This is a genomic window from Mesorhizobium sp. NFR06 (genome assembly GCF_900115245.1).
Classification (GTDB): Bacteria; Pseudomonadota; Alphaproteobacteria; order Rhizobiales; family Rhizobiaceae; genus Mesorhizobium.
This window is the reverse complement of sequence record NZ_FOVT01000021.1, coordinates 68,092-93,004: the sequence shown is the minus strand read 5'-3', so window position 1 is coordinate 93,004 and position 24,913 is coordinate 68,092. Positions and strand designations below refer to the sequence as shown.

Genomic DNA, 24,913 nt, shown 5'->3' with positions numbered 1-24,913 from the left:
GTGCATGTCGTCCTCCCGAAACCAGTGCGCACTTTGGGGCGACATGCATTTGGTCGTCGATCGCGACTGGTTCAGCCACCGAACGACACGCCGCGATAGCGCATTCCCACCTGCACGCCGCGCACGATCACGCGGGACAGGATTTCCATGTCCAGCGGCATCTTAGGACGCCAGACGTCGAGGAGGAGAGCGACGCGCGGCTGATCCGAGTTGTTCATGACTTCGTGCTCGAAAGTGTCGTCCCACAGCATGCATTCGCCGTCGGCGATGCGCCTTTCCTCGTGATCGATCATCATGATCGTTGCCGGACGGCCGTCGGGCTGTTTCGGAATGACCAGGCCGAGATGGAACCGCATGATGGCGCGAAACGGTCCTCGGTGGGCAGGGATATGCTTGCGCGGGGCCAGGAATGACACGGCCGCCGATTTGACCTCGGGGCAGTCGGCGAGCAACCGGCTCAGCACGGGCATGCGCGCGAGGTTTTCCGGGATCGTCATGTCATAGGCCTTGAGCACGAACATGCGCCAATCGAGACCGTCATTGGCCGAGATTTCGGCTTGCTCGGGCATGATGTCGTGGAAACGCGGCACCTTGTTCAGCTTTACCGCGAGGGCTTCGTCGCGGATGTCCTGCCAGGCGGCGGTGAACTTCACCGCATTGGGAAAATGCGTGCCGGCATCAAGAATCGCCGGTGCATCTATGCGCCGTTCGTAGATACGGCGGACCAGACCGGTTCCAAGATCGTAGGCGCTTGACATCTCATTACCTCGACGACGCTGTTATATAGTGGGATATTGCTTGCGGACATCCCTCACGGAGATTTGTTCGACCGGTTGACAATAGACATCGGGCCTCGGGTCTCACTGGGTCTTCGACGCCAGGCGCGGACCGGTTCGGACATCGATGATTTCGAGCCGGGCGGTGTCCATCGCGCCATCCCAGCCGCCGCCGAGCGCCTTGTTGAGGGCTATATAGTCCGTCGTGATCAACACCCGGCTTTGCAGCAGCGAGTCCTCGGCCGAATAGGCCGAACGCTCGGCATCCAGCACGTCGAGGAGACTTGCCTCGCCGGCCTTGTAGAGGGTGCGCTCCAGTTGCGCCGCGTCCGCGTAGGACTTCGTGGAGGATGCAAGCTTGCGGTTCCTTATCCGCTCCTGCGCCAGCGATACGAGCGCGTTCTCGACATCTTCCAGCGCGGTCAGGACGGAAGCCTTGTAGGCAATGAAATACTGATCCCGCTGGGCGCGGGCGACATCGACGGCCGCCTCCAAGCGCTCGGCGTTGAACAACGGCACGCTGAGCGACGGCCCAAACGACCAGCCGATGGTGGAGTTCCTGCCGAGATCGCCGAGCTTGAGAGCCGTCGTGCTGATGTCGCCGGTCAGGCTGACGCTGGGATAGCGCGCCGCCTCGGCCTGGCCGATCCTGGCGGTGTACTGAGCATATTGCCGCTCGGCCATGCGTACGTCCGGGCGAGCGAACAGGATGTCGGCCGGAATGCCGGTCGGAATAGGCAAGCGCGGCCTCGGGATCGGCGTCGCGCGCTTCAACCGCTCGGCAAGGGCGGCCGGCGGCCGGCCCGTCAGCACCGAAAGCCGGTGCACGGCTTCGGCGTAGCTCGCCTCCAGCGTCGGAATCTCCGCTTCCGTGCTGCTTGCCTGTCCCATCGCCTTGGCGACGTCCGCCGCCGTCGCGGTGCCGGCCAGAGCCATCGTTCGGGTCAGCTCTGCGGTCTGCCTTTGCGACGCGGCCGAGCGCCGGGCAAGCGCCATGCGGGTCTGGTAGCCGCGCGCCTGGACGTAGTTGGAGCCGACGTCGCCGACCAGGGTGAGCAGTATCGAGCGCAGGTTTTCCTCGGACGCGTCCAAGCCGTAGCTTGCGGCCTCGACGCTCCGGCGGTTGGCGCCGAAGAGGTCGAGTTCCCAGCTGGCATCGAAGCCTGCCTGATACTGGTCATAGGTTGTGCTGTTTGCCGTGCCCGAGCTGGTAGCCGCGGCCCTGTTGCGGGTGGCCGAGGCCGAACCCTCGGCGGATGGGAGCAATGTGCCCACCGATTGGCGATAGCTCGCACGCGCCTCGCGGATCTTGGCCTTGGCCGTCGCCACATCCAGATTGCCGGCAACGGCCTCCTCGATGAGCGCGTTGAGCTCGGGATCACGCAGCTTCAGCCACCATTTCGACAACTGCGCCGGCTTCGCCGATTTCGTCACGTTCTGGCCGCTCCAGGTCGCCGGCACAGCCAACAAGGGCGTCCGATAGTCGGGACCGACGACGCATCCGGCGAGCAGAGCGGCGGCAAAAACGGGCAAAAGCAGCCTCTTCGCGGTCCGCAGACCGCGTCCGAAACCTGTCATATGAGGAACCCTTATTGCTGAGTGGCTGTGGCTGACTTCCCGCCCGTATCCTGCCCGGAATGCTGCTTGGCTGCCTTACCCCTGAAGATGCGGCGCACCGTGACGAACAAGAGCGGTACCAGGAAGACGCCGATCACGGTCGCCGCGATCATGCCGCCCATGACGCCGATGCCGACGGAGTTCTGCGCGCCCGAGCCCGCTCCGTTGGCAATTGCCAGCGGCGTGACACCGAGGATGAAGGCCAGCGACGTCATCAGGATCGGCCGCAGGCGTTGTCGTGCCGCTTCGAGCGTCGCCTCGACCAATCCCATTCCTGCCGCCTGCCGTTCGATCGCGAACTCGACGATGAGGATGGCGTTCTTGGCTGCGAGACCGATCGTGGTCAGCAGCCCGACCTTGAAATAGACGTCGTTGGTCTGCCCGAACAGGCTCGCCGCCGCCAGCGCGCCGAAGATGCCGATCGGCACCGACAACATCACCGCGAACGGGATCGACCAGCTCTCATAGAGCGCGGCAAGGCAGAGGAAGACGACCAGCGCCGAAATCGCGTAGAGCGACATCGCCTGATTGCCGGACAGCCTCTCCTGGTGCGACAGCCCGGTCCATTCATGCGAATACCCGGCGGGCAGTTGCGCGACCAGCCTGTCGATCTCGTCCATGGCTGCACCCGAGCTTTGGCCGGCGGCAGCCGCTCCCTGGATCTCGACCGCTGCAGAGCCATTGTAGCGTTCGAGCCGGGGCGAGCCGTAGGTCCAGTGGCTGGAGGCGAAGGCCGAGAACGGCACCATTGCGCCGCCGGAGTTGCGGACCTGCCACTTGTCGAGATCTTCCGGCTGCATGCGGAAGTCCGGGGCCGATTGCAGATAGACCGGCTTCACCCGGCCGCGATCGATGAAGTCGTTGACGTAGTCGCTGCCCCAGGCGGTCGAAAGCGTGTTGTTGATGTCGGCGAGGCTGATGCCCAGCGCGCTCGCCTTTTCCTGGTCGATGTCGACCGAAAATTGCGGCTGGTCCTCCTGACCGTTGGGCCGCGTGTTGGCGAGCAGCTTGCTCTTCGCGGCAAGGCCGAGCAACTGGTTGCGCGTCTGGATCAGTGCCTCATGGCCCGCGCCATTGACGTCCTGCAGGTAGAAGTCGAAGCCATTGGTGTTGCCGAAACCCTGGATGGCGGGCGGGGCGAGCGCGAAGACCTGCGCGTCCCTGATCTTGGCGAAGGCGCCCATGGCGCGGCCCGCGACCGCCGACGCAGCCAGGGCCGGCGTTTTGCGCTGGTCGAAATCCTTCATCCGCACGAAGGCGATGCCGACATTCTGTCCGGCGCCGCCAAAGCCGAAGCCGGAAGCGGTGAACACCCCTTCGACCGCGTCCTTCTCTTCGTTGAGATAATGGTCGGTCACCTGGGCGAGCACGCGCTCGGTACGATCCTGCGTTGCGCCGACGGGCAGCGATGCGCTGGTGATCAGGATGCCCTGGTCCTCGTCGGGCAGGAAGGAGCTCGGCAGGCGGGCAAACATCCAGCCCATGGCGATGACGATGGCCAGGAATACGGCAAGGAAGCGCCAGGACCGGTTGATGATCGCGTGCGAGCCGTCGCGATAGGCGATCGTGCCGCGATCGAAGAGGCGATTGAACCAGCCGAACGGACCCTTCTGCGTCGCATGGTCCTTGGCCGGGCGCAGGATCGTGGCGCAAAGCGCCGGCGTCAGCACCAGCGCGACCAGCACCGAGAGCACCATCGCGGAGACGATGGTGACCGAGAACTGCCGGTAGATGATGCCGGTGGAACCGCCGAAGAAGGCCATCGGCACGAACACGGCCGACAGCACGGTGGCGATGCCGATCAGCGCGCCGGTGATCTCGTTCATCGATTTGCGCGTCGCCTCTTTCGGCGGCAGGCCTTCCTCCTGCATCACGCGCTCGACATTCTCGACCACGACGATGGCGTCGTCGACGAGCAGGCCGATGGCGAGCACCATGGCGAACATGGTGAGCGTGTTGATCGAGTAGCCGAAGAAGGAGAGCACGCCGAACGTGCCGAGCAGCACCACCGGCACCGCGATCGTCGGGATGATGGTGGCGCGCAGGTTTTGTAGGAAAAGCAGCATCACGAGGAACACCAGCACGATCGCTTCGGCCAGCGTCTTCACCACTTCCTCGATCGACAGCCGCACGAAAGGCGAGGTGTCATACGGGTAGACCACCTCGACGCCTTGCGGGAAGGTCGAGCTCAACCGATTGATGGTCGCGCGCACCGCCTCGGCAGTGCTGATGGCGTTGGCGCCAGTGGCCAGGTTGATGGCGACGCCGGCGGCAGGCTTGCCGTTGTAGTGCGCTTGTGTGGTGTAGCTTTCGGCGCCGATCTCGACCTTGGCGACGTCATTCAGCCGCACCAGCGAGCCGTCGGTGTTGCTTTTGAGGATGATGTTGCGGAACTGCTCGGCGGTCTGCAGCCGGCTCTTCGCCGTCACCGTGGCGTTGAGCTGCTGGCCCTTGCGCGCTGGAAGCCCGCCGAGCTGGCCGGCCGAAACCTGCGTATTCTGAGCCTCGATCGCCGTCGCCACATCGCTCGGCATCAGCGCGTATTGCGCAAGCTTGTCGGGGTCGAGCCAGATGCGCATCGCATAGCCGGAGCCGAAGAGCTGCGTTGAGCCGACGCCTTCGACTCGCTTCAGCGTGTCGTTGATGGTGCTGTCGACATAGTCGGCGAGGTCGGTCGAGTTCATCTTCCCGTCGCTGGAGACGAAGCCGATGACCATCAGGAAGCCGGTCGAGGATTTGGAGACGGTGATGCCGTTGCTCTGGACGACCTGCGGCAGCTGCGACTGCACGAGCTGCAGCTTGTTCTGTGTCTGCACCTGGGCGGTGTCGGGATTGGCGGCGCTGGTGAAGGTCAGCGTGATCGAGGCCTGGCCGGTCGAGGTCGAGGTCGCCGTCATGTAGTCGAGATTGTCGATGCCGGTCATGCCTTGCTCGATGACCTTGGTCACCGAGTTCTCGACCGTCTGGGCATCGGCGCCCGGATAGGTGGCGCTGATGTTGACGGTGGTGGGCGCGATCTGCGGGTATTGCGAGATCGGCAGCGACCGCAGCGCCAGCAGGCCGCCCAGCATGATCACGATGGCGATCACCCAGGCGAAGATCGGCCGGTTGATGAAGAAAGCCGACATCGTTTCAGTTCCCGGTTGCGCCAAAGGCTGGTTGCTTCGCGGCGCCGGCGGCATTGCCACCGGCGGGTGCTGCCGAGGCAGAGCTCTGCTCGCGGTCCTTGATCTCGCCGGTCGTTTCGTCGATCGTCACTTCGACCGCCGTCGCGTCGCCGCCGGCGCGCACCAGCTGCAGGCCCTCGACGATGACGCGGTCGCCGTCGCTGACGCCGGAATCCACCAGCCAGTTGTTGCCGACGCTGTTGCGCACGCTGAGGGTCCGCTGCTCGACCTTGCCCTGCGCATTGACCACCATGGCCGTTGCCTGGCCCTTGGGGTCGCGGGTGACGCCACGCTGCGGCACCAGGAAGCTGTTCTGGGCGACACCCTCTTCGACAATGGCGCGCACATACATGCCGGGCAGCAGCAGCCGGTCGGGATTGGGGAACTGGGCTCGGAGCGCAAAGGTGCCGGTCGACTGGTCGACATTGGCGCCGGCGAATTCCAGCTTACCGTTCTGCGCATAGATTGTGCCGTTGTCGAGCTTCAGCTTGACGCTGACATTGGTCCCGCTGAACTTCAGGCGGCCTTCGTTGATCGCCTGGCGCAGGTTGAGCAGGTTGGTGCTCGACTGCGTGACGTCGACATTGATCGGGTCGAGCGAGCGAATTGTGGTCAGCACCGTTTCCTGGTTGGCGGTGACCAGCGCGCCGGGCGTCAAGGTCGATTTGTCGATCCGGCCGGCGATCGGCGCGGTGATCGAGGTGCGGTTGAGGCTGATGCGGGCGGTCTCGACACTGGCCTTGGCCGCCGCGACATCGGCCTGGGCCTGCGCCAGGGTCGCGGCGGCATCGTCGTAATCCTGTTTCGAGACGACGTTCTGCTTCAGCAGCCCGGAATGGCGGTCGAACTTCGCTTGCGCGGTCGGCACCGCGGCTTCCGCCTTCTGCTGCGTCGCGACGGCGCTGTCGTAGGCGGCCTGATAGCTCGCCGGATCGATGAGATAGAGCGGCTGTCCCGCCACGACCTCGGCGCCCTCCTGAAACAGGCGCTGCCGGATGATGCCGTCGACCTGCGGGCGCACCTCGGCGATGAGCGAGGCGGCCGTGCGGCCGGGCAGCTCGGCGGTGATCGCTACCGATTGCGGATGCAGCGTGACGACGCCGACCTGCGGCCTGCCGACGCCACCCATGCCGGGCGGAACCTGGCTCTTTTCCTGCGAACAGGCGGCCACGAAAATTGCAGCGCCCAACACCGCTAAGGTCGCTTGACGGCGTGTCGGCAGGAAAGGCTGGGAGGTGAATGGAATGCGCATCGCCCGGATCATCTTTCGCTGGAGTTGCTGTGGCGGCCTGATGGCCGACGGCGGCGCACTGCCGCGCCATCTGGCGCAGCGCGCCGGTCGGACAGGCATCGCACAAGCCCGCAAGGGCGAGGAAAACCGCCGTCGATCGCGGCAACGGCAACGGGGCATGGGGTGCGGGCGTCGAGCAATGCGTCGAAGCGGCTCATATCTCGCTCCTTCTTCGCGGCCGGATGTCCACTCGACGAAGAGATCGAATGCACGGCCCCGGTGCCCACGGGCATCAGTATGCCGATCCACCACAATAAGCCAATTGCTTCGCCGGCCGCCGGCACACAGCGACGATTGCGAGGCGGGTTTCTGCCTGAGAAACCGGACTTATGCGATCTTCTGATCATGGTTCTCGAGGTTTGCCGGCAGGGTCGGGAGTGAGAGGCGATAGCCGGCGAAACTCAGCCGGGTCGCGTCTTTGAATGCGGGCGGCGCAAAGGTTGGAACGCGGCGTCCGATCGTGAGGCCCGGGGCCGCGGCTACGATCAGGCGCAGCATCATCAGAGCTTCCCACATGGTGCTCTCCATTCGCCTTGCGAAACCGCCGCCACGCGAGGCGCTGCCATTGCATCAAGAACCGGCCGGCCCTTGAACGGGTGGGTCAGGGGGCCGGCCGGTGCAGTCGGTCAGAGTTGCTCGCCACTCCGGGGTAGGGGTGGAGGGAGCTGTCCGCCGTGATCCGGCAGACCTCCGGGGTCGACTGAATCCGGCGGATCACCCCATGGACCGGGGGGCGGGCCGTGCGGCCGATCCGCCGAAGCAAGAATCTCGAGCTGTTCGGGCGTCAGTCTGGTGCGCAGCACCGCGATGGCGTCCTTGAGCTTGGCGGCGGAGGCAGCGCGTTTGGTGACCTCGTCGGCGAGCCTCTCCTGGAAGGCGAAGGGGTCACGCTTTGCCTGATCGGACTTGCCGCCGGCATCCGCATCGTCGGGCGCCCGGCCGGGCGGGCCGAAATCGGGCCGCGGCGGCGGCGCCAGTACCGCTTGCAGCGCGCTGGTATAGTCACGCCATGCGTCGAGCTGCTCGGAACGGATGCCGATCCGGGTTTCGAGCGCGGCGAGCCGGGCAGCAAGAAATTCTGGAGGCGGGCCCATGCGGCGAGGGCCGAAGTCCTGGGGTCCATGCCGCATCGCCCAGCGCGGGCCGTGCCACGGCATCGGACCTGGGCCCGCGTCGTCCTGCCGGCCGATTGCCGGGGGCTCCTCCCCGGGCGCGGCGCCGGGCTCCGGCTGCGCGGCGAACACCGGATGGATGGCTGCGACCGAGAACAGGCCGAGCGCCAAAAGTCTGCTTCGCATGACGTGATCCTTTCCTGCGTGCTTCGGATGGCGGGAGGATAGGAAGCGTCTTTTGCCGCTTCGCTTCGGCGCGTTGCCGAAGGTTTCCGGAAAAAGGAAATTTGTTTCCGAATGTTTCCGCCCGCCATGCGGAAACGTTCCGTTGCAATTTTCCATGCCGCTCGGCGGCGTCGCTCCCTATAATCGCGGATGAAAGGGCAAGCGGGCGAAGAATGCAGGCACAAACCCACATCCTCGTCGTCGACGACGATCGCGAGATCAGGACGCTACTCGGGCGCTATCTCGACGGGCAGGGATTTCGCGTGTCGGTGGCGGCGGACCGGCGCGAGTGCGAGCAGAGGCTTGGCTCCGGGCAGTTCGACCTCATCGTGCTCGACGTCATGCTGCCCGACGGGTCGGGGCTCGACATCTGCCGCTCGCTGCGCGATCGCAAGCCGCACATCCCGGTCATCCTGCTCACCGCGCTGAAGGAAGACGTGGACCGTATCATCGGGCTGGAGCTTGGCGCCGACGACTATCTCGGCAAGCCGTTCAACCCGCGCGAGCTTTCTGCCCGCATCCGCGCGGTGCTGAGGCGCTCGGCGCCGGAAGAGGCGGCGCCGGCCAAGGTGCGGGTCTATCGTTTCGCCGGATATCGGCTGGAACCGGACACGCGCAAGGTGATGGATGTCGAGGGTGCCGCGATCGAACTCACCGGCGCCGAATTCGACCTGCTGCAGGTCTTCCTCGACCGGCCGGGCAGGCTGCTGTCGCGCGACCAGCTGCTCGACCTGACGCAAGGGCGCGAGCGCGACCCGCTGGAGCGTTCCGTCGACGTGCTGATGAGCCGGCTGCGGCGGAAATTCGCCGAGGCGGGCGAGGCTTCCCTGTTCAAGACCGTGCGCAATGGCGGCTATCAGCTCACCGCGCGTGTCGAGACGACGGATATCGACCCATGACGTCGCTGCGCCGGCGGCTGATCGTCCTGCTGGTCGCATCGATTGTCGGCGTCGTCGGCCTGGCGACGGCCGCGGTCCTTAGTGTTCGAGGCGGAGGCCCGCCGCCGGAACTGACTGTGCCCTGGGTTGCCCAGCAGATGGAACTGGTGCTGCGGCTGCCGGCCGGCGTGCTTCCGGACGTCCTGCGGGTCGAATTCAGCGACCAGCCGGCCGCCGGCCCGATCGATCGCCCGCAAACGGCGATGCTCAACGACCTGTTGCGCCGCAGGGGGTTCGACGTTTCGGCGGTCGTCAATGAAAGAGTGGGCGAACCGGGCCAGCTGGCATCGGTGCGCCTGCCCGACAATCGATGGGCCATCGTGGAGGTTCCCCACGTCAGGCCGCCAAGGCGCGAATGGCTGGTGCTCGCCGGCTGGATCTCACTGATCGTGGCTGGGGCAACGGCCGTCTCGGTCTATTTCACCGCCGTGCTGATCCGGCCGCTCGAGATGCTGGAGGCGGCGGTGTCCAAGATCGGTTCGGACGGCATGCTGGCGGCGGTGCCGGAAGTGGGCTCGGCCGAGGTCAAGGCGACGGCACATGCGCTGAACCAGCTTTCGTCACGGTTGCAGACGGCCATGGAAAGCCGCATGCGCCTGGTAGCGGCCGCCGGCCATGATTTGCGGACGCCGATGACCAGGATGCGGCTCAGGGCGGAATTCCTCGACGAGGATCGCGAGAAATGGCTGAGCGACCTCGACGAGCTCGACCGCATCGCCGACAGCGCCATTCGCCTGGTGCGCGAGGAGGTCAACCAGGATGCGGTCGAGCCGCTGGAGTTGGACCGGCTGGTCCGCGATATCGAGGTCGAGATGGTGTCGCTCGGCCATGCCGTATCGATCGACCATCTGGACGAGGTCTCGGTGAAAGCCGGCGCGCTCGGCATGCGGCGCGCGCTGCGCAACCTGATCGTGAATGCGGCGACGCACGGCAAGGGCTGCATCGTTTCGCTCGCCACGCAGCGCGGCCGGGCGGTTCTCACCATCGCCGACCGCGGGCCCGGCATTCCGGCGGATCTTCTCAACAAGGCGTTCGAGCCTTTTTTCCGTGTCGATCCGGCGCGCACGCAATTCATTCCAGGGGCCGGCCTTGGCCTTGCCATCGCCAAGGAGATCATCGAGCGCTACGGAGGAACGATCACGCTGGAGAACAGGCCGAGAGGGGGATTGCTGCAGACGGTGGTGTTTGCAACCGCCTAATTCATCGCCCGGAAGGGACGCGGCTTTTGGGGTCGACACAGCTCGCTGCATCGCGACCATTGCGGAACGGCGCCACAAGATGCGATTTTGGCGAGGATGTTTTTGCGAGGATGCCACATGCCCATACGCAAGACTATGTTTTGCGCGGCAGCGATGATCATTGCTGCTACAAACTTCGCCGACGCCCGTCCCGACACGCGCAAGATGACGTGCGAGCAGACCCGGTCGCTGATCCAGAGCCGGCATGCGGTGGTGCTCAGCACCGGACCGAACACCTACGATCGCTATGTCCGCCAATTCGGCAATGACTGCGATGCACCCTACGTGCCGATGGTCGACTATGTCCCGGTCAGTGACGGTCGATGCATGGTTTATCGGTGCGAGCAGCCGTCGTCAATGGTTCCGAATTGACCGAGGCCAGTCTTTGTTTTGATGCAGGTCGTTGTCCCAAAACCGCTGCACACTTCGGAGCGACATGCATCAATCGGCCACGCAACCCCGCCTGGCAGAGGCCGCGGACTCCTGCTTGCGGAACCGGCAGCGGGCACTCACTTGACCTTCTGAACCTGCGGAGCCGGCGTCTGGTCGGTCGCCGGAGCCGGTGTGCAGTCCGGGCCTTTGCAGTCAAGCACAGGATCCTCGGCCGGCGGCAAGCAATTTTGCCCTTCGCAATGAATTGCCGGCGGCTGTTTCGTCGTTGCTTGGCCGTTCGCCTGGGCAGGCTGATCATCCGCGTGAACGGCCTGTACGCCTGCCAGACCGGTCATGGCCGAGCACAAGAGCGCTATCCGAAGCAAGTTCATCCCTGCCTCCGCGGCTGAAGCAGGTGGAACTTACACTTTCGGGCCGAGGCCGGCATACCGTCAGCCGTGAATGGCGTTAACAGCAGGTTTCCACCCGCCCAGGTTGTTGATGCCACTTCCTGCGATGTGGTGGGTGTTGCTTCGACAAGTGGCGCAACCGGTTGAAGACCGCCGCTTGCCATCTCGTTTCAGGACAAAAGAGCTGGCAACGAACTTGCGTGGCCAATCCATCTTTGGGAGAGATGGATGGGATTATCCAAACGGTTGCTCGATAAGGATCTGACGTTCAAGTGCCCGCACTGCCAGGCGACATTGGTGCGAAAGGGCTCTTGGATCAAGAGTATCACGTGGTTCACCTGCGACAGGTGCCAGCAAAACTTGCGGCTGGGCTACGGGGAGAAGCTGGCGATTTTCGAGCGGTTCCGGGAACAACGTCAAGGAACAAATTAGCGTTTGCTGAAGTTGGGTGAGTGGACGGCGCAAAGCCCCCGACGGGGCATAGCGCCGGGGTTGGCTTAGGGCCGGCCCGAGAGCCAGGACCCCGCCCTCAAGGTCTGGCTCTCTCCCGTGTTGTCACCGTATCGAGATGGAACAGTCTGTAGACAGGCTAATCCGTTAAAGTCTGACGATCGGGTGAAGCGCAATAGAAAGCACGTGTGGTAACCGTTGATTCAACCATTGCTGGTAAATAAGAGAGAGTGGCGGCTCCGACAGTGCGGCAGGGGTGCTGGGGTGCCGGAGCCGCCTGCGCAGCCAGATGTTGCCTTAACTACGACCGCGCTGTCTCAGAATAGGACAGCGCGGTCAACGATTGGTTAAATTAGCAACCATGAAAAAGATCGGCGCCGTGAGCGATGCCTCCGGCTAGCCGTCAAGGTCTGCGGATCCAAATCGCTGAGCCTCGTCATGACGGCTTATCCACTTGCGGCGTCTTCCGCTTCGGCACATAGGCTGTCACCAGCCGCAAGGTGTCCATGTTCACCGTCACCGGAACGCCAAAGTTGACCGTCACCAAATCACCATCGACGTGAGTGACGTTGCCGACGAGTTCCATCGGCTGGCCTTTCTTCACCTTCGATGTTCGATCGATGATCGAATGCGGAAACCCATACGACGGAATTGAGACGCTGACGCGGTCTTCGGTGACCCGCCGGAGCACAGTCGCGGTGATGGCGACCTCGTCGCCGACATTGATGCTGCCTTTCGCCATAGGCAACGAGTCTGGCGCGGTGAAAGCCTTCGTCAAGATGATGCTAATGTAACTGACCGGAACCTTCCCTACGCTGACGCCAGAGCAGCGGAAGGGCTGGACGCGTTGTCCATAGCGGCCCGACAGCCGCTATGGACTGCCGGGCCGGGCCGGCCGCGGGCAAAGGGTCAGTTAAAAGCCAACGCTGTTCGTTTACTCGAAAGAAATTAGGGAGAGCTAATGCTTTGCAGGCAGCAGCAGCGGAGCTTGCAAATGTCGCTCATTTCGAAATTTCTGCACGACGAATCCGGCGCGACGGCAATCGAATATGGTTTGATCGCGGCGCTCATTGCGCTGGGGATCATGGTGGGCGCGACCTCATTGGGCGGCGCGCTGAATGCCCAGTTCATATCGATTTCCAATACGTTGAACAACGCTCTGTGAGGTGCCGCGACGCTCGCCAGCGCGGTAGTGGCAAGGACCGTTTGGCCGACAATGCCATGCAATTTGCATGACGTTGCACCAGGCAGCGCATCTGGGCAATTGTGTGGATATCGGGCATGACCTGACATTTTGATTTGCCCGGATTCCCTGGTGAGCGGAAGATCTCCATTGGCGGGACCTGGGCGCCGTGGCGAAGTCGGAGATGCCGCCAAATCAACCTCAGGCAATGAGGAAAGTGAAATGCCGAAATCATCGATTCCGGTGGATGGCGAAGCTTTGGCCACTGCCGAGGAAATCCAGAACGCCGGGCGGCTTTCCAGCCGCTCCATGCTGGTTGGTGCGATTGGCGCTATTCCGCCCGTGGGGAACGCAGCAGCGGCTCTGCCGGCGCCTGCTGCGGCATCGCCGAACGACCGCTCACAGGCCGCTTTGGCCAAATTGAAAGCCGCAGCAGAAGCCCTTGATCCGAATATCTATGATTGGACGATCAAGTCCACTGTCGATTTGCCCTGCGGGTTAATGATCGGCGCTTTCACGATCACAACAAAGTTCGAGGGTGACGGCTGGTATCGCGCGCTACACAGCGGCGTGCACGAGGAAAAAGTTTTCGTAGAGCATGCGCCTGAGCATGATCGAAACGGCGAGCGATGGCTTCGCATCACGTCTGAGTATCGCGGCCGGAAAGTTTCCGCTCTGACGCTGGAGAGCGATTTCAACGCGAGTTGCGGCCAACGCATCAGTTGAGGATGAAAACATGACAAACCTGCTGATACCGACTTGGCGGCGGAGCCATGTGCGGGCTGGCACGGTTTCGCTAGCCGAGTTGCTTCGCCGCTATGACTTGGCACATTGCCATAAGACGACGACCCGCGCGGCCTTGATCGCTTCCTATCTTGCCAACGGCGAGGCATCTTCATGAGCGACATGGTAGAGCCTGTCGTGATTCTCGATACGTTTGGGCAGGGTGTGGCGCGCGTCGAGAGATTGCGGCGAACCTGTTCCGCGTGTCTTACTATACCAACCAACGGGGTTACGATGGCGGCCAAGAACGCGTCTGTGTGGCGAAGTTCATCATGACCGGCGAGGCGATGAAGGCCCATCTCTGCTGACACGTTCCGGAGGCAGGGAGCAGGTCGGCTGGCCGGTGAGACGCGATCGACGATAAACTGAAAGGTCAGGGTGACGGATCTGGCCTAGTTGCTCGGCTGGCCGCATTCAAACCCGAGCCGAGGACGGCGCCGCCAAAAGAGAAATAGCGTTGGTAGGCTGCCAGCCAAGGCGCCGAGATAAGCTCGACAACCGCCTTTGTCACCGTACCCGCCCCCGATCGGCCCAGCGTCGATTCGGCACCGATATTGGCCAAAAATTGGACAGGTCTGGTGCGATGCGAGTTAGGTGCTTGATTTGCCTGGTACGCCCAAGGGGAATCGAACCCCTGTTACCGCCGTGAAAGGGCTGACTTTTCGAGAAAGTTGCGTCCGCCACTGTCCGCATAAATCCATATTTTGCAAGGGTTGTGTGTTCTAGCGTCCGCCAGTGTACACGGACGTATATTCGACGTATATTCGACATCTTCCAATTCTCGAAGGCGGAAACACCATGGCCAAGACCCTCAAGGAAGCCGCGATCACGACGGCAAGCGCTCGCTCGAAACTGGCGGCCGGGGAGTACGCTCGCCGGCTCGATGCCGATGCCGCGATTTGGTATCGCAAGGGGAAGCGCGGCGGTGTCTGGTTCGCAAGGTGGCGCAACCACGGCGAGGGCGCCAACTACCTGCAGGCACCTGTTGGTTCCGCCAACGATGTCAACGACAAGCCGGCCGATGGCTTGCTGACATTTGCCCAGGCAGAGGCACAGGGACGCCAGATCGTCGCTAGGGCCAGACAAGAAGCAAAGGCCGCCGCTGCCGGTCCAGTGCTGACAGTGCGCCTCGCCGTCGAAACCTACATTGCTGATCGAGATGCACGGGATAGCCGCAGGAAAGGTCGCGCGGTGCACTCAGACGCGAGCCAGCGCCTCCGGCGGTATGTTCTCGGGCAAGACAAGCGCGGCAAGCAAGAGGCTGTCCCTGCGTCGGCGCTGGCATCGATCGGGCTATATGCCTTGAAGGAAAGCGACCTGCTGGAATGGCGTAAGGGCCTGCCAGCCGAGTTGAAGAGCACGACGGAGCAGCGCCTCATCAACGACCTTAAGGCCGCTCTCAACGGTGCCTATGCCGTGCATCGCGAACGACTGGAACCGACGCTGCCGGCGATCATCAAGCATGGCCTCAAGGCCGAAAAGATGGACACCGACGAGGCCGCACCGCTCGCCCGAGACAATCAGATCCTTTCCGCCCCGCAAGTCGGCGCCATCCTCGCCGCCGCGCGCGTCGTCGATGCCGATCTGAATTGGGATGGCGACCTGTTCCGGTTCGTTGTCTTGTTAGCCGCAACCGGTGCGCGCTTCTCTCAGATCGCCCGCATGAAGGTCGGGGACGTGCAGCGCGCGCAAAGCCGCCTGATGGTTCCAAGCTCTCGGAAGGGCAGGGGCGGCAAGATTGCCAGCGTGCCGGTGCCAGTGGGCAAGGATGTTATGGACGCACTTCTGCCGGCGACGACCGGCCGCGGCAATGAAGAAACCCTCTTGGAGCGGTGGCGCAGCAAGCAAATTCCAGGCGGCGGATGGGAGCGCGCCGGGCGAGGCCCTTGGCAGGTCGCTGCCGAGTTGCAACGGCCATGGCATGACATCCGAGCCCGAGCGAAACTCCCGTCGCTGATCCCCTATGCGTTGCGGCACAGTTCGATCATCCGGGGCATCCGTGCAAACCTTCCCATTCGCCTCGTGGCGGCTTTGCACGACACGTCGGTGCCAATGATCGAAAGGCACTATGGGCGATGGATAGCCGATGGCCTGGAAGACCTTGCCGCCGCAGCCGTGGTGCCGTTGGTGCCGCAGGAAGGCAGCAACGTGACCGTGCTGAAGACCGCATAGTCTGTGCGAAAGCCATTGACGGAGGCGTGCGGACTCTTGCGAACGAAGGAAAACAGAGTAGATTCTGTTGTCAGAGATCGCAGCTAGTCGCGCTTGAGGGGAGTCTATTGGCTCCTGTGTGTCGCCCGACGAACCTGTCTATCACAAGATACGACTGGAATATTGACAGCCAAAGGGTTCGCACGGAACCTGAAACAGCGCGCATTTCCTAGGGGCCGAGAGAGGCCGGGAAAGCAGCCTTACCCAGTCGAAACTAATCCGAAAGACCGTGCCGGATTCCCACTCAGCGTGGGGTTCGGCGCGGTCTTTTTTTATGCCTCGAAGTTCGGAAAGGAGCGAAGATGAGCGAGGTGGTTGGAAGTGCAGCAGGCGGAGAGAAAGCCGCCTACACGATCCCGGAATTCGGCGCCGACCATGGTATTGGTCGGTCGCTGGTCTATGAGGAAATTGCGTCCGGCCGTTTGAAGTGCAGGAAGGTCGGCCGCCGCACCATCATCCTTGCTAAGGATGCGGCTGCGTGGCGTGACGCATTGCCAGAGGGGAGGGCCGCATGACAGCCACACCCTCAGACATCGCACGTTTCGTTGTGGAGGAGCATTTGCGGGCATGGCGGCTTCTGGGCTTCCCTGCTGAACAAATACCCGACTCTTTGGAAGCCTCGATTGACCACCGATTTCCGGGGTGCCCTATCCTGACAATGGCCAGGGGCCTGGACATTGCGGCTGAAATCCTCAGAGCCGATGAAGCGTTTCGAGGTGCCGGGTTTCACCACGAATGAACAACGCTCGTCGGCAGGTTAACAAGGATGGCTCCGAGCAGGTGATGCTCGGGGGTGTGATCTTGAAGGAGAAGCCTGTCCGAAAGCGCGCGCGGCGGGCCGATTGGAAGACCTCGCCGGCGCTGATTCGCCTCCGAGAGGTCGAGAAGCTTATCAAAGCCAGGCATGGCGGAATGGTGCCGGAAACGGACGACGCCGACGTCTACATCCGCGCCGCGGCGTTCTCGCGCACCGGCCAGGACATGAGGGCTTGGTGCAAGCGGTGGGCACCATGGGCACCGGCTGAACTCATCGCCCGTATCTCCGCCGCGGCGGCCAAGCGGCGACACATGATGAGCGCAAACGGCGTTGCCGGGATGCTGATGGTCACCATGACCGAACGGACGCGCCTGAAGCTGAAGACCATCGGCGCCTGCGATTTGACCTTGGAGGATCGAAAGCGGTTAACGAAGCAGCGGAAGAACGATCGCGACCGGGCCCGGATCGAGGAGAAGCGGCGGGCGGCCGGCAAGGTGGATCGCGCCTCCTATCTGGCTTCGCATTCGCTGTCTCGCCTGAAGCCGTGGGAGGCTGAAAACATGAGCCGAGCCAAATGGTATCGGCTGCGTGAGACAAGTCCGTCGCGAATAGAAGGTATTCTTCCAAGTAGCGACACACCTGTCTCACAGATTCCACCCGTCCCCGTCATTGCCTCAAAGCGACCATCGACCGGCAAGGCCGGGCGCGGGGGTTTGGGGACTGAGTCCCCAACGGGGTGCCAAGGGGCGGCGCCTCTTGGGAGGAGCGACAAAGATATCGGAGCGGCAGCATGAAGGGCGAACAGATTTCCATCGTAATCGTGTTCCCGGGCAACCCGTTGCAGGCGCTTATCCGCCGGACAGCGCGCGAACTTCAGCATGTACAAGGTCGGGCAGCCGATCGGCTGTGGCGGGAGAGGATGCGCTTTCTGCAGTCAGAACTGACCCGCAAGGGCATCGTCGGCGCCGAGATGCAGGCGGAGATCGACCAGTTTGCTTTGGACGTGCATGGCGAGCTCCAGCGTCTCACTTGGGATGAATGGCACGCCGCGCACCGGCCCGGCGGGGATGCCGCATGACGCCAGCCTACCGCTCCGCCGCCACATGGATCGATCAGGCCCTAGCCTGCCTTGCCGAGGCCGTGGAGCGTATGGACGAGGCGCAGTTCCTGCAGGAGCACCAGGCCGCGCATAACGCGCCGCGCTCGGCATCAGTTGACGCCGTGGCCGCGGTGCTCGAGCGCGAATACTGGAAGCGCTGGCCCGAAGGTCGCGCCGAATGAAGGCAACGGCACCGTTCTCACATAGGCTTCGACCAACAGTTCCGCGGCGGCTTGAACCCGTTCGGCCGCATCCTCGACCTTGTCGAAACGCTTGATCACTCGGTCATGCAGCATTTGCAGGCGGGCGTCGTGGTAAACCAGGCTGCGCAAGTGCCCGTCAGAGTTAAGCGGTTCGAACAGCATCCTCATGGTGCTGGCCCTTCAGTGAGAGGTTGTCGGCGGTACAATCTTCAGCAGCCGCCGCTTGGCGGCCTTCGCTCTCGCTTGGCCGGCTCGTATCCGGCTGCAAAGTGCAAGGCTGATCGCCAGACCGTGGTTATCGTCGAGCAGGGCTGTTGCCTGCTTGAGGGAGCGTTCGGCACGCTTCGCGCGCTGCCTGGCGGCGGCCATCTCCAAGTCCGTAAGCTCAATCATTGTTCGGCATCCTTTCGGTTTGCCCCTTCCATTAGAAAATCGTCACTTACACAATTCGTTCCGATGGTGCGGCCGCTTGTCACTGGATCCTTTCCATGACCAAGGGGGCGAGGTCAGCAATCGACGCAACAACGCCGGCGCCGACCGCTGGGCTCCGTTCTTTGGCAAAACGAGGACAATTTTTGAGGTCGGGCAAATGAAGCGCGGCCGGAAATCTTCAAGCGAACTGGCATCGATCGCCATCGCGACCATGGCGGCACCGGCGCCTGACGCACCCTATGACCTGTCCGACGAAGCCGCCGAGATATGGCGGACCATCGTCGCAACCCTGCCGGCGGACTTCGTGCCGCGCGAAATGCACGATGTGCTCGCCGCGCACTGCCGGCACGTCGCAACCGGGCGGTTTATCTCCCGTGAGATCGATCGATTTACCTTCGACTGGCTAAAGGTCGACGGCGGGATTGATCGGCTCGCAAAGCTGACCGCGATTCGTGATCGAGAGGTTCGGGGTGCTCTGGCGACGGCCAGGGCACTGCGTCTGACCTCGCAGTCACGCTATCGGCCAGAGCGAGCGGCGACCGCGCGCCAGGCCCTGGCAAGTGGCCTGGAGAAGCCTTGGGAGCCGCGCGAATGAGCCCGGCCGAGCGAATGCGCCGGACACGCGAGCGGCGTCACAAGGGACTCATGCCGGTAATGATCGATATCCACGATGTCGAGGTGCCGGCGTTCCTTGTCGTTGCCGGCTACCTGAAAGACGCCAACGATCGCGAAGCCATCCCGGCGGCGCTTCAGCGCTGGATCGCGGATGAGACCAGGCCGGCCGCCTACGAAAATGTTGCGGCGCAACGCCGCGCGCTTTTTGCTTCCGGTACTCTACCCAAATCAACCTGAAGGAACACGCCGCCTTGGCACGGAAGACGCTCAAGATTTTGCACGACGCTGAGTCGATTATCGAGGGCATTGCGTCCAGCGATGCGCGGCCTCTCGACGGCGACACTGATAGGCTCGATCCGGCCGGCGTGTGGTGGTCGCAGGATAAGCGCCTACCGCTCTATCTCGAACACGACAGGACACGCCAGATTGGCGAGATTCTGGACGTTTGGAAAAAAGGCAACAAGCTTCATTTTCGTGCCAGGGTCGACGATGCCGAGACGTTCGCGCGCATCCAGCGAAACGAGCTGACGACGGCATCGGTCGGAAGCAAGGGCATGGATCAGATCGAACAACTTGCGGATGGGACGTACCTCGCCCGACGCTGGGAACTGACCGAAATATCCGTTGCGCCGCGCGGCATGAACAACAATCCCCACGCCACGATCCTTGCAGCCGATCGCGAGCATCCCGTGAGCGAGGTTGCCTTGGTAGAGCCGATGCCGCAACCGCGGTGGATGACGCCAGATGAAATCCGGGCTTTCGATCTCAAGCAGATCCGCGACCGGCTGCACGACCTGGACCGGCTTCACAAAAAGTTTGTCGACAAGAAATGGTCGCATATCGGCGCTGTACGCGACGCCATGGACCTGCAGATTCAGAAGGTAGATGCAGAGCGCGCTGAGCTAGTCGCCAAGCAGATCGCGGTCGAGACCGGTATCGACCTCACACCCACACCGGCTGCTGCTGTTGCTCAACAGAAGCATGCGGCGCCGGCGTGGCAGGTCAAAAATCTCCCCGAGCCTGACATGGACAGTCTCACCGACGTCAACCAGGTGCTCGCCTCGCACAGTCACCTGCTCGATTTTTACATGGATACCATCGCGCGGACGATGAGCGAAATCGATGTCGGGCCGAACAGCCTGTTTTCGCACCAAGAAGCTGCGGTTTCCGACGCTTCCACGATGTCCACCTTGAGGCAACTGCAAACGATCGCCAAGCTTCTCGATAGGCGCATCGCCGATCTCGAAAGCGGCGTCGTTGTCGGCGTCAAGTATCTCGGCGTTTTTCAAAAGCAGGTCCGCTATTCGAGCGGCTCGCTCGTCACCCACAAAGGGTGCCTGTGGCATGCGAACCTGGATACCACCGGCGTGGAGCCTGGCGATGGGAACAGGGTTTTCACCCTGTGTGCAAAAGCAGATGGCGTGCCATTGCCGCAGCGCGACACGGCCGGCAAGCGGATTACCGGCAACGAACCGAGGAAGCCCAGAAAGATCGAACGAACCGTCGTCACCAAACACGATGCGCAGGGCCGAGTTGTCGAGTTCGAAAAAGAGCAGGTTGAAGAATGACCCCGAAGAAACCGACGGTCTTTCACCGTAGCCCGCAAACGCCCACCGAGCGCGACGCATTGGTCAAGGCAATCTATGGCGCCAAGAAATTTGAACGGTACAAGGCGAGTCAAGAGAAGCTCAGCGGCAAAAAGCCGAAGGTGAAGACCGATGAATAGCCGCCGGATCGACGACGAACAATACGTCACGCCTGAGCAGATGGAGCAAATCCAAGAAGCTGTCGATCAGATCCTGCTCGAACTGTTCGATTTTATGGGAAGACTGCCCAACGAGCGTGAAATGGGGCTTATCCGCAGCGTGTTATATCGTCGGTTTAGCGAACCGGACGCGCCGACATGGAACCCACAATGAGATTGGATGAAGCGCCGGTCATCCGATACGGCGACGGCTGCGGCGCGTTCAGGACGCTTGCGGTGGCCGTCGCCAACATGCAACCACAACCGGGGCGGGGGTTGCACTTTTGGGTTGCGTTCTACCTCTCTGACCGCTGGGGCTCTCATTCGCGCGTTTTTTCTTCCGGCAGGCGAATTTGAGGGCCGGTAGATGACCAAATCGCCCGCAAAAGCCCGGAAATCCGCCATTCCTGCCGCCCCAACGTGGATGAATACCACTCAAAAACGCGAATATTCCGCTCTTTTGGCGCTCGAAAACGGCTGGAAAGGCTTCGCGACGGACGTCGAACTGCATCGGCTCGGCGACCTTGTCGACATTCGGGGCAGGATCACCGGAATGCGCCGGCTGATGCGCGCCGCGATGCGCGCCAAGGACGTCGGCCTGGTCATTTCGTTGAATAACCAGATCAACGCCTCGATCGACAAGGCGCATCGTCTCGAGGAATTGCTCCGCCTCCAGCAAAAGCAAAAGACGGCCGCCGAGTACAGTGCAGCAGCACGGACGGCATAGATGGCCTTCATAGCGCCTCTCGCCGGTGCCGCCGTTGGCGGCGGTCTGCTCGGCTCCATCGTCACCACGGCCGTCGGCATCGGCATCAATCTGGCGATCGCCTATTTCTTCCCGCAGAAGATCAAAGGGCCGCGCGCCGAAAGCCTCAAGGCCCAGACGTCACCGAGGCCCACGCTCGATAAAGAGCCCGTTTGGCACCTTGGCAGGCGGGCTCTTTCAATGCTGCCGCCCGCGTTTGTCATGCGCGGCGGAACGCGCTATCAATTCGGCGTCGGTTCGCCCATCATCTCGGTGAGAAAGGACGCGGCGATCAGATCATCAGCGTCGATGCGCAAGGCGCCTTCGCCGCGCCCCATGATGGCCGCGACCCTCTGGAAGATCTTAATCTCATGCTCGGTAATCTTGGCGTCCTGCATCTTGGCTCTTAGATCGGCGACACGCATCCCGAGCGAACGGGATGTTCCGATTTCTCTATTCGACATTTTGGTCAGTCCTCCTCCCCCACCTGAGTGTGTTTCGCCGCCGCCCTAATTGGCAGCATGCCCATAGACTGATGTTGCGTTCAGGGCATGAGCATGCCAGCTCATGAGAATCTGCTGTTATTATGAATGAATGATAAATGGTACGCGGGCTATAGGACCCCTGTCGATAAGGCGTCTTCTCTCCGCCCATACCAGTCGGCCTCGAACTCCCTAATGATAATGCGAGCCGCGAGCAGGTCGCTCACCTTGGGGTAAGGCTTTTGGTCGGTGCGATCGTTCGCTTTGCGACCGGCAACATCAGGTTCTGCCCGATGATCTGCGACTTGTCTCCAGAGACCGTGCATTGAAACTCCTCCCGTTTGGAGAGAATAAACAATTAGCCTCTCCTAATGTTCCATCTTGACCTCCAGCCGTCCGGTCTGGGCTTTGCCGGTGACACTAACCGCAGACCGGCGTCCAGAGGGTAGAGATGGCGGAGCCTAGCTCGATAGCTCGCTGCCGATGCCGGGGATGGACAATCGACACCGGTGCCAGGGTTCGGGTCTCGAAACGAGACAGTTAGGCGTCCAATTCGAGGGGCTCGTGGCCAGGCTTCTCGTGCCAGATGACTTGGCGAAGGTCACGCAAGTCGATCATCTGCCCGCAGGCGCCGCATTTGTGGAAATGGTCGCGTTCATCAGATGGCTCATTGCCGTGCCTTTTGCCAACGATGGGCGGGCCGAGATCAGACAGCTTGGTCATGTTGCTTTGTCCACCAGCGGCCCCTTGCGCTTCGGCGGGACGTAGGGCGTCACCAGCCGGACCTTGTCCTTATCAACCGTGACAGGAACGCCCAGATTGATTGTCACCTTGGCCTCGTCGATCCGGGTGACGTCGCCGATGATCTCGATCGGCTGGCCTCGCTTCACCTTCGAGATTTTGTCGATGATCGAATGAGGGAAGCCATAGGACGGGATCGAGATGCTGATCCTGTCTTCGGTGACGCGCCGTCGCACGGTCGCGGTGATGGCGACCTCGTCGCCGATCTTGATGCTGCCCTTCGCCATATCGGTGACTCTGGGGCGGCGAAAGGCATCGTCAAGCGGATGCTAATATATGCAAACGGCGCGGGAACAAAAAAATCGAGTCTCTCGTTAAAAGTACCGGCCGGATCGATCATCCCAAAATCCTTGTGTCCGGCTTTTCAGGGGCCCGCTGCTACGCCTGGCAGCGGGCTTCAATTTTAGCAATTGCCAGCGGCTTGGAGATAAGGAATATAATCCTCCCCGGTGCGGCGACCCCATCACGAGGATCGCCAATGTCGAACAAATATCCCTTTACCGAAAACACGCTCGGCAAGAAGCTCGAAGCCGGCACAGGCCTTTCAGTCTACTGCCTCACGTGTAAGCGGAGGGCGACACTGGACATTGCCGAGTTGGCGCGCCGGTTCGGCCCGGATCAGCCCTGCATGCATTGGGATTTGCTCAAGATCATCTATTGCCATGAGTGTCGCGCCGCCGGCCGCGACGATCGGAACCTGCAGTTCACCAATCACGCTCTGACACCAGAGAAGCGCAAGCGCTGGACGCCTTGCCCGTAGGCGGCCCGACAGTTCCGCGTTGGGGGGCGTAGGGGTTGAACCGCCGGGCCTAACCGACTCGGTGCGGAGAGTCGGCTGGAGCGAAGGTTACATTAGCGAGGCCGCATGAATATCACGGTTCATTACGTTCCACCGGTTTCGCGGTGAATGTCGTCAGCAATCGGAGTGTCTCAGTTTGAATCTTGAGGCCGGCTTTTCATAGCCTGCGCCTCGCGAACGAGAGAAGGCCAATTACTTGTACCAAGTAGCGTAACTAGGTCGAGAGCCTGTTGCTCTGTGATGCCGGTTTCCGCTCTCAGTCGCTCGACGGCTGCGTCTCTCTCTTTCTTATCGGGATCGTCGGTCATTTGCAGGCTTCCATCCCTGTTGAGGGGGAACGCCGCCGTATGCACCAAGTTCCAGCTTACGCGGCGCACTTCTTGTAGGGACCGCGCCAGGACACTGCCCTTGCCCATAAGCCGTGACTTATGCAAAATCCGCGACTACCTTTTCAGCGATGAGGTGCCCTTTGCAGGATCACGAGCTTATCAAACGGCCTGGCCGCGGCTGGACGAAGTGGGAACGAGGCACTGGCGGCGAATTCGAAATCGACAAGATTTGGTGGGATGCGCGGGTGCTTCACTTTGCGAAGCTCAATTGCTCCTGTGCATTTTCGGGATCCGAGCTGGTCGGAATCATCCTTTGGGGCTTCCGCGGCGAGAAGTGGTGCATGAAGGCGAAGCCTGCCGATTGGCAACCGCTGCCGGAGGTTTACCGCCTCGAGCGGGAGCGTGGGCGGCAGGAAGCGCTGGACCGAATCCGCATTGCCGCCCAAAGCAGAACGCTTGCCGCCATTGAGCGCACAGGCAAGCGCAGGCGCGCGCCGGACGTTTCGGCGGTGTAGGAGGGCGGCCCAGCGGAAACGCGCGCTGGCGAAGGCTCTTGAAGTCATGCCGATTGGACGGGGGCTACCTTCGAAAGCTGATCAAGGAACGCATGAAGTCTACCACTTTGTCCACCCATGGCGGATAGTCTGGTGGGTCTGGGGGTGGCGGTCTATTCGCTGCCATTCGCTCAGATGCTTCTCGGGCAAGCCTCTCCTGTTCCAACGCTTTTCGTCGAGCTTTTCGCGCATCGTGGAGTTCCTGAGCGTAGAGTTGTCTCGAACGCTCCGATGCTGAAAGCGAATTGGCGTCCAGCCATGCTTTGAGTAGGTCAGGTCTGATGCGAACGTTGTCGAAGACATACGGACGCACATTCATTCGCTTTTTCTGTGTTGCCTCGAAAAGCACGGCCCACTCTTTCCAGGTCGCGGGCATATCGTCGGCGCCAGGAAGCTCTCGGATAAGAGGATAGTCCTTAGGCGTGTAAACCGGAACTGCCACGCGCGGGGCGGCCAAAGCTCGCTGTTGTCTTCGCCAGCGAGCAGCTTGGTTGCCGCGTTGAAGTCCCTGGTCTTTGCCCACGCGCCCCTCTCTCCCCGAAGGGAGAATGCTTCCATTGCGAGTGAGAGTCCAGTGAGA

Annotated in this window: 28 protein-coding genes; 18 read left to right on the top strand and 10 right to left on the bottom strand. The window is 62.2% G+C overall.

All coding sequences use genetic code 11. The features are described 5' to 3' along the window. Positions 1–71: 71 nt before the first annotated feature. From F3H96_RS27045 to F3H96_RS27020, 6 genes are all read right to left on the bottom strand, one after another. The gene (locus tag F3H96_RS27045; protein WP_149804720.1) at positions 72–758 is read right to left on the bottom strand and encodes an aspartyl/asparaginyl beta-hydroxylase domain-containing protein; all 687 of its coding nucleotides are present in this window, start codon (positions 756–758) and stop codon (positions 72–74) included. 102 nt (positions 759–860) lie between these two features. Next, entirely contained in the window at positions 861–2,354 is a 1,494-nt protein-coding gene (locus F3H96_RS27040; protein WP_149804719.1) for an efflux transporter outer membrane subunit, read from the bottom strand. Between the two features lie 11 nt (positions 2,355–2,365). Then, positions 2,366–5,521 (bottom strand): efflux RND transporter permease subunit, encoded by a 3,156-nt coding sequence (locus F3H96_RS27035; RefSeq protein ID WP_149804718.1) that lies wholly within the window; start codon positions 5,519–5,521, stop codon positions 2,366–2,368. 4 nt (positions 5,522–5,525) lie between these two features. Further along, entirely contained in the window at positions 5,526–6,812 is a 1,287-nt protein-coding gene (locus tag F3H96_RS27030) for an efflux RND transporter periplasmic adaptor subunit (protein WP_149804717.1), read from the bottom strand. A 366-nt stretch (positions 6,813–7,178) separates the two neighbouring features. Beyond that, positions 7,179–7,367 (bottom strand): hypothetical protein, encoded by a 189-nt coding sequence (locus F3H96_RS27025; RefSeq protein ID WP_149804716.1) that lies wholly within the window; start codon positions 7,365–7,367, stop codon positions 7,179–7,181. A gap of 110 nt (positions 7,368–7,477) precedes the next feature. Then, entirely contained in the window at positions 7,478–8,149 is a 672-nt protein-coding gene (locus tag F3H96_RS27020; RefSeq protein ID WP_149804715.1) for a hypothetical protein, read from the bottom strand. Between the two features lie 212 nt (positions 8,150–8,361). Here F3H96_RS27020 and F3H96_RS27015 point away from each other — a divergent pair, with 212 nt between their 5' ends. The 3 genes from F3H96_RS27015 to F3H96_RS27005 all read left to right on the top strand — a co-directional run bounded on the left by F3H96_RS27015 (position 8,362) and on the right by F3H96_RS27005 (position 10,736). Then, the gene (locus F3H96_RS27015) at positions 8,362–9,087 is read left to right on the top strand and encodes a response regulator (protein ID WP_149804714.1); all 726 of its coding nucleotides are present in this window, start codon (positions 8,362–8,364) and stop codon (positions 9,085–9,087) included. Further along, on the top strand, positions 9,084–10,325 hold the full coding sequence (locus tag F3H96_RS27010) for an ATP-binding protein (protein WP_149804713.1): 1,242 nt from the start codon (positions 9,084–9,086) through the stop codon (positions 10,323–10,325). The genes F3H96_RS27015 and F3H96_RS27010 overlap by 4 nt, the downstream gene beginning before the upstream one ends. A gap of 117 nt (positions 10,326–10,442) precedes the next feature. Beyond that, entirely contained in the window at positions 10,443–10,736 is a 294-nt protein-coding gene (locus tag F3H96_RS27005) for a hypothetical protein (RefSeq protein ID WP_149804712.1), read from the top strand. 1,296 nt (positions 10,737–12,032) lie between these two features. On the opposite strand, the gene F3H96_RS27000 is transcribed toward F3H96_RS27005, so the two are convergent. Then, positions 12,033–12,338 carry a hypothetical protein gene (locus F3H96_RS27000; RefSeq protein WP_149804734.1) on the bottom strand — a complete coding sequence of 102 codons (306 nt, stop codon included), beginning with the start codon at positions 12,336–12,338 and terminating at the stop codon, positions 12,033–12,035. A gap of 252 nt (positions 12,339–12,590) precedes the next feature. Between F3H96_RS27000 and F3H96_RS26995 the strand changes: the two genes are divergently transcribed. The 6 genes from F3H96_RS26995 to F3H96_RS26970 all read left to right on the top strand — a co-directional run bounded on the left by F3H96_RS26995 (position 12,591) and on the right by F3H96_RS26970 (position 17,608). Continuing rightward, complete coding sequence (locus F3H96_RS26995) at positions 12,591–12,761, top strand: Flp family type IVb pilin (protein WP_149804711.1); 171 nt, start codon at positions 12,591–12,593, stop codon at positions 12,759–12,761. 240 nt (positions 12,762–13,001) lie between these two features. Further along, a complete protein-coding gene (locus tag F3H96_RS26990) occupies positions 13,002–13,505 on the top strand; it encodes a hypothetical protein (RefSeq protein WP_149804710.1) in 504 nt (167 codons plus the stop codon). Positions 13,506–14,360: 855 nt separating this feature from the next. Next, on the top strand, positions 14,361–15,734 hold the full coding sequence (locus F3H96_RS26985; RefSeq protein WP_149804709.1) for a tyrosine-type recombinase/integrase: 1,374 nt from the start codon (positions 14,361–14,363) through the stop codon (positions 15,732–15,734). Between the two features lie 341 nt (positions 15,735–16,075). Beyond that, positions 16,076–16,288: a helix-turn-helix domain-containing protein gene (locus F3H96_RS26980; protein WP_244620166.1), complete on the top strand. Its 213-nt coding sequence runs from the start codon at positions 16,076–16,078 to the stop codon at positions 16,286–16,288. 220 nt (positions 16,289–16,508) lie between these two features. Then, entirely contained in the window at positions 16,509–17,324 is an 816-nt protein-coding gene (locus F3H96_RS26975; protein WP_149804708.1) for a hypothetical protein, read from the top strand. Continuing rightward, positions 17,321–17,608, top strand: coding sequence for a DUF6074 family protein (locus F3H96_RS26970; RefSeq protein WP_149804707.1), 288 nt, complete (start codon positions 17,321–17,323; stop codon positions 17,606–17,608). Before F3H96_RS26975 ends, F3H96_RS26970 begins: the two co-directional genes overlap by 4 nt. Positions 17,609–17,739: 131 nt before the next feature. Here F3H96_RS26970 and F3H96_RS26965 read toward each other — a convergent pair whose 3' ends face one another. Together F3H96_RS26965 and F3H96_RS26960 are read right to left on the bottom strand one after the other, a co-directional pair. Continuing rightward, a complete protein-coding gene (locus F3H96_RS26965; protein WP_149804706.1) occupies positions 17,740–18,000 on the bottom strand; it encodes a hypothetical protein in 261 nt (86 codons plus the stop codon). Positions 18,001–18,012: 12 nt separating this feature from the next. Next, entirely contained in the window at positions 18,013–18,225 is a 213-nt protein-coding gene (locus F3H96_RS26960; RefSeq protein ID WP_149804705.1) for a hypothetical protein, read from the bottom strand. 76 nt (positions 18,226–18,301) lie between these two features. On the opposite strand from F3H96_RS26960, the gene F3H96_RS26955 reads away from it, so the two are divergent. The 7 genes from F3H96_RS26955 (at position 18,302) to F3H96_RS31655 (ending at position 21,881) form a co-directional block, all read left to right on the top strand. Continuing rightward, the gene (locus F3H96_RS26955) at positions 18,302–18,859 is read left to right on the top strand and encodes a hypothetical protein (protein ID WP_149804704.1); all 558 of its coding nucleotides are present in this window, start codon (positions 18,302–18,304) and stop codon (positions 18,857–18,859) included. Then, positions 18,856–19,116: a hypothetical protein gene (locus tag F3H96_RS26950; RefSeq protein WP_149804703.1), complete on the top strand. Its 261-nt coding sequence runs from the start codon at positions 18,856–18,858 to the stop codon at positions 19,114–19,116. The genes F3H96_RS26955 and F3H96_RS26950 overlap by 4 nt, the downstream gene beginning before the upstream one ends. Before the next feature lie 14 nt (positions 19,117–19,130). Next, positions 19,131–20,447 carry a hypothetical protein gene (locus F3H96_RS26945; RefSeq protein ID WP_149804702.1) on the top strand — a complete coding sequence of 439 codons (1,317 nt, stop codon included), beginning with the start codon at positions 19,131–19,133 and terminating at the stop codon, positions 20,445–20,447. Next, positions 20,444–20,605, top strand: a complete 162-nt coding sequence (locus F3H96_RS30735) for a hypothetical protein (protein WP_188131551.1) — start codon at positions 20,444–20,446, stop codon at positions 20,603–20,605. Before F3H96_RS26945 ends, F3H96_RS30735 begins: the two co-directional genes overlap by 4 nt. Next, complete coding sequence (locus tag F3H96_RS26940) at positions 20,598–20,798, top strand: hypothetical protein (protein ID WP_149804701.1); 201 nt, start codon at positions 20,598–20,600, stop codon at positions 20,796–20,798. Before F3H96_RS30735 ends, F3H96_RS26940 begins: the two co-directional genes overlap by 8 nt. Positions 20,799–20,990: 192 nt before the next feature. Then, positions 20,991–21,350 (top strand): hypothetical protein, encoded by a 360-nt coding sequence (locus F3H96_RS26935; RefSeq protein WP_149804700.1) that lies wholly within the window; start codon positions 20,991–20,993, stop codon positions 21,348–21,350. Next, positions 21,351–21,881, top strand: coding sequence for a hypothetical protein (locus F3H96_RS31655; protein ID WP_188131550.1), 531 nt, complete (start codon positions 21,351–21,353; stop codon positions 21,879–21,881). It abuts the gene before it with no gap. Between the two features lie 688 nt (positions 21,882–22,569). Here F3H96_RS31655 and F3H96_RS26920 read toward each other — a convergent pair. Further along, on the bottom strand, positions 22,570–22,878 hold the full coding sequence (locus F3H96_RS26920; RefSeq protein WP_149804697.1) for a hypothetical protein: 309 nt from the start codon (positions 22,876–22,878) through the stop codon (positions 22,570–22,572). A 251-nt stretch (positions 22,879–23,129) separates the two neighbouring features. Here F3H96_RS26920 and F3H96_RS26915 point away from each other — a divergent pair, with 251 nt between their 5' ends. Beyond that, positions 23,130–23,411: a hypothetical protein gene (locus F3H96_RS26915; RefSeq protein WP_149804696.1), complete on the top strand. Its 282-nt coding sequence runs from the start codon at positions 23,130–23,132 to the stop codon at positions 23,409–23,411. 508 nt (positions 23,412–23,919) lie between these two features. Next, positions 23,920–24,294, top strand: a complete 375-nt coding sequence (locus tag F3H96_RS26910; RefSeq protein WP_149804695.1) for a hypothetical protein — start codon at positions 23,920–23,922, stop codon at positions 24,292–24,294. Positions 24,295–24,913 lie beyond the last annotated feature (619 nt).

Excerpts from the sequence above, each read along its gene's own strand:
- F3H96_RS27045 (WP_149804720.1), bottom strand. The coding sequence starts at position 758 with ATGTCAAGCGCCTACGATCTTGGAACCGGTCTGGTCCGCCGTATCTAC.
- F3H96_RS27040 (WP_149804719.1), bottom strand. The coding sequence starts at position 2,354 with ATGACAGGTTTCGGACGCGGTCTGCGGACCGCGAAGAGGCTGCTTTTG.
- F3H96_RS27035 (WP_149804718.1), bottom strand. The coding sequence starts at position 5,521 with ATGTCGGCTTTCTTCATCAACCGGCCGATCTTCGCCTGGGTGATCGCC.
- F3H96_RS27030 (WP_149804717.1), bottom strand. The coding sequence starts at position 6,812 with ATGCGCATTCCATTCACCTCCCAGCCTTTCCTGCCGACACGCCGTCAA.
- F3H96_RS27025 (WP_149804716.1), bottom strand. The coding sequence starts at position 7,367 with ATGTGGGAAGCTCTGATGATGCTGCGCCTGATCGTAGCCGCGGCCCCG.
- F3H96_RS27020 (WP_149804715.1), bottom strand. The coding sequence starts at position 8,149 with ATGCGAAGCAGACTTTTGGCGCTCGGCCTGTTCTCGGTCGCAGCCATC.
- F3H96_RS27015 (WP_149804714.1), top strand. The coding sequence starts at position 8,362 with ATGCAGGCACAAACCCACATCCTCGTCGTCGACGACGATCGCGAGATC.
- F3H96_RS27010 (WP_149804713.1), top strand. The coding sequence starts at position 9,084 with ATGACGTCGCTGCGCCGGCGGCTGATCGTCCTGCTGGTCGCATCGATT.
- F3H96_RS27005 (WP_149804712.1), top strand. The coding sequence starts at position 10,443 with ATGCCCATACGCAAGACTATGTTTTGCGCGGCAGCGATGATCATTGCT.
- F3H96_RS27000 (WP_149804734.1), bottom strand. The coding sequence starts at position 12,338 with ATGGCGAAAGGCAGCATCAATGTCGGCGACGAGGTCGCCATCACCGCG.
- F3H96_RS26995 (WP_149804711.1), top strand. The coding sequence starts at position 12,591 with ATGTCGCTCATTTCGAAATTTCTGCACGACGAATCCGGCGCGACGGCA.
- F3H96_RS26990 (WP_149804710.1), top strand. The coding sequence starts at position 13,002 with ATGCCGAAATCATCGATTCCGGTGGATGGCGAAGCTTTGGCCACTGCC.
- F3H96_RS26985 (WP_149804709.1), top strand. The coding sequence starts at position 14,361 with ATGGCCAAGACCCTCAAGGAAGCCGCGATCACGACGGCAAGCGCTCGC.
- F3H96_RS26980 (WP_244620166.1), top strand. The coding sequence starts at position 16,076 with ATGAGCGAGGTGGTTGGAAGTGCAGCAGGCGGAGAGAAAGCCGCCTAC.
- F3H96_RS26975 (WP_149804708.1), top strand. The coding sequence starts at position 16,509 with ATGAACAACGCTCGTCGGCAGGTTAACAAGGATGGCTCCGAGCAGGTG.
- F3H96_RS26970 (WP_149804707.1), top strand. The coding sequence starts at position 17,321 with ATGAAGGGCGAACAGATTTCCATCGTAATCGTGTTCCCGGGCAACCCG.
- F3H96_RS26965 (WP_149804706.1), bottom strand. The coding sequence starts at position 18,000 with ATGAGGATGCTGTTCGAACCGCTTAACTCTGACGGGCACTTGCGCAGC.
- F3H96_RS26960 (WP_149804705.1), bottom strand. The coding sequence starts at position 18,225 with ATGATTGAGCTTACGGACTTGGAGATGGCCGCCGCCAGGCAGCGCGCG.
- F3H96_RS26950 (WP_149804703.1), top strand. The coding sequence starts at position 18,856 with ATGAGCCCGGCCGAGCGAATGCGCCGGACACGCGAGCGGCGTCACAAG.
- F3H96_RS30735 (WP_188131551.1), top strand. The coding sequence starts at position 20,444 with ATGACCCCGAAGAAACCGACGGTCTTTCACCGTAGCCCGCAAACGCCC.
- F3H96_RS26940 (WP_149804701.1), top strand. The coding sequence starts at position 20,598 with ATGAATAGCCGCCGGATCGACGACGAACAATACGTCACGCCTGAGCAG.
- F3H96_RS26935 (WP_149804700.1), top strand. The coding sequence starts at position 20,991 with ATGACCAAATCGCCCGCAAAAGCCCGGAAATCCGCCATTCCTGCCGCC.
- F3H96_RS31655 (WP_188131550.1), top strand. The coding sequence starts at position 21,351 with ATGGCCTTCATAGCGCCTCTCGCCGGTGCCGCCGTTGGCGGCGGTCTG.
- F3H96_RS26920 (WP_149804697.1), bottom strand. The coding sequence starts at position 22,878 with ATGGCGAAGGGCAGCATCAAGATCGGCGACGAGGTCGCCATCACCGCG.
- F3H96_RS26915 (WP_149804696.1), top strand. The coding sequence starts at position 23,130 with ATGTCGAACAAATATCCCTTTACCGAAAACACGCTCGGCAAGAAGCTC.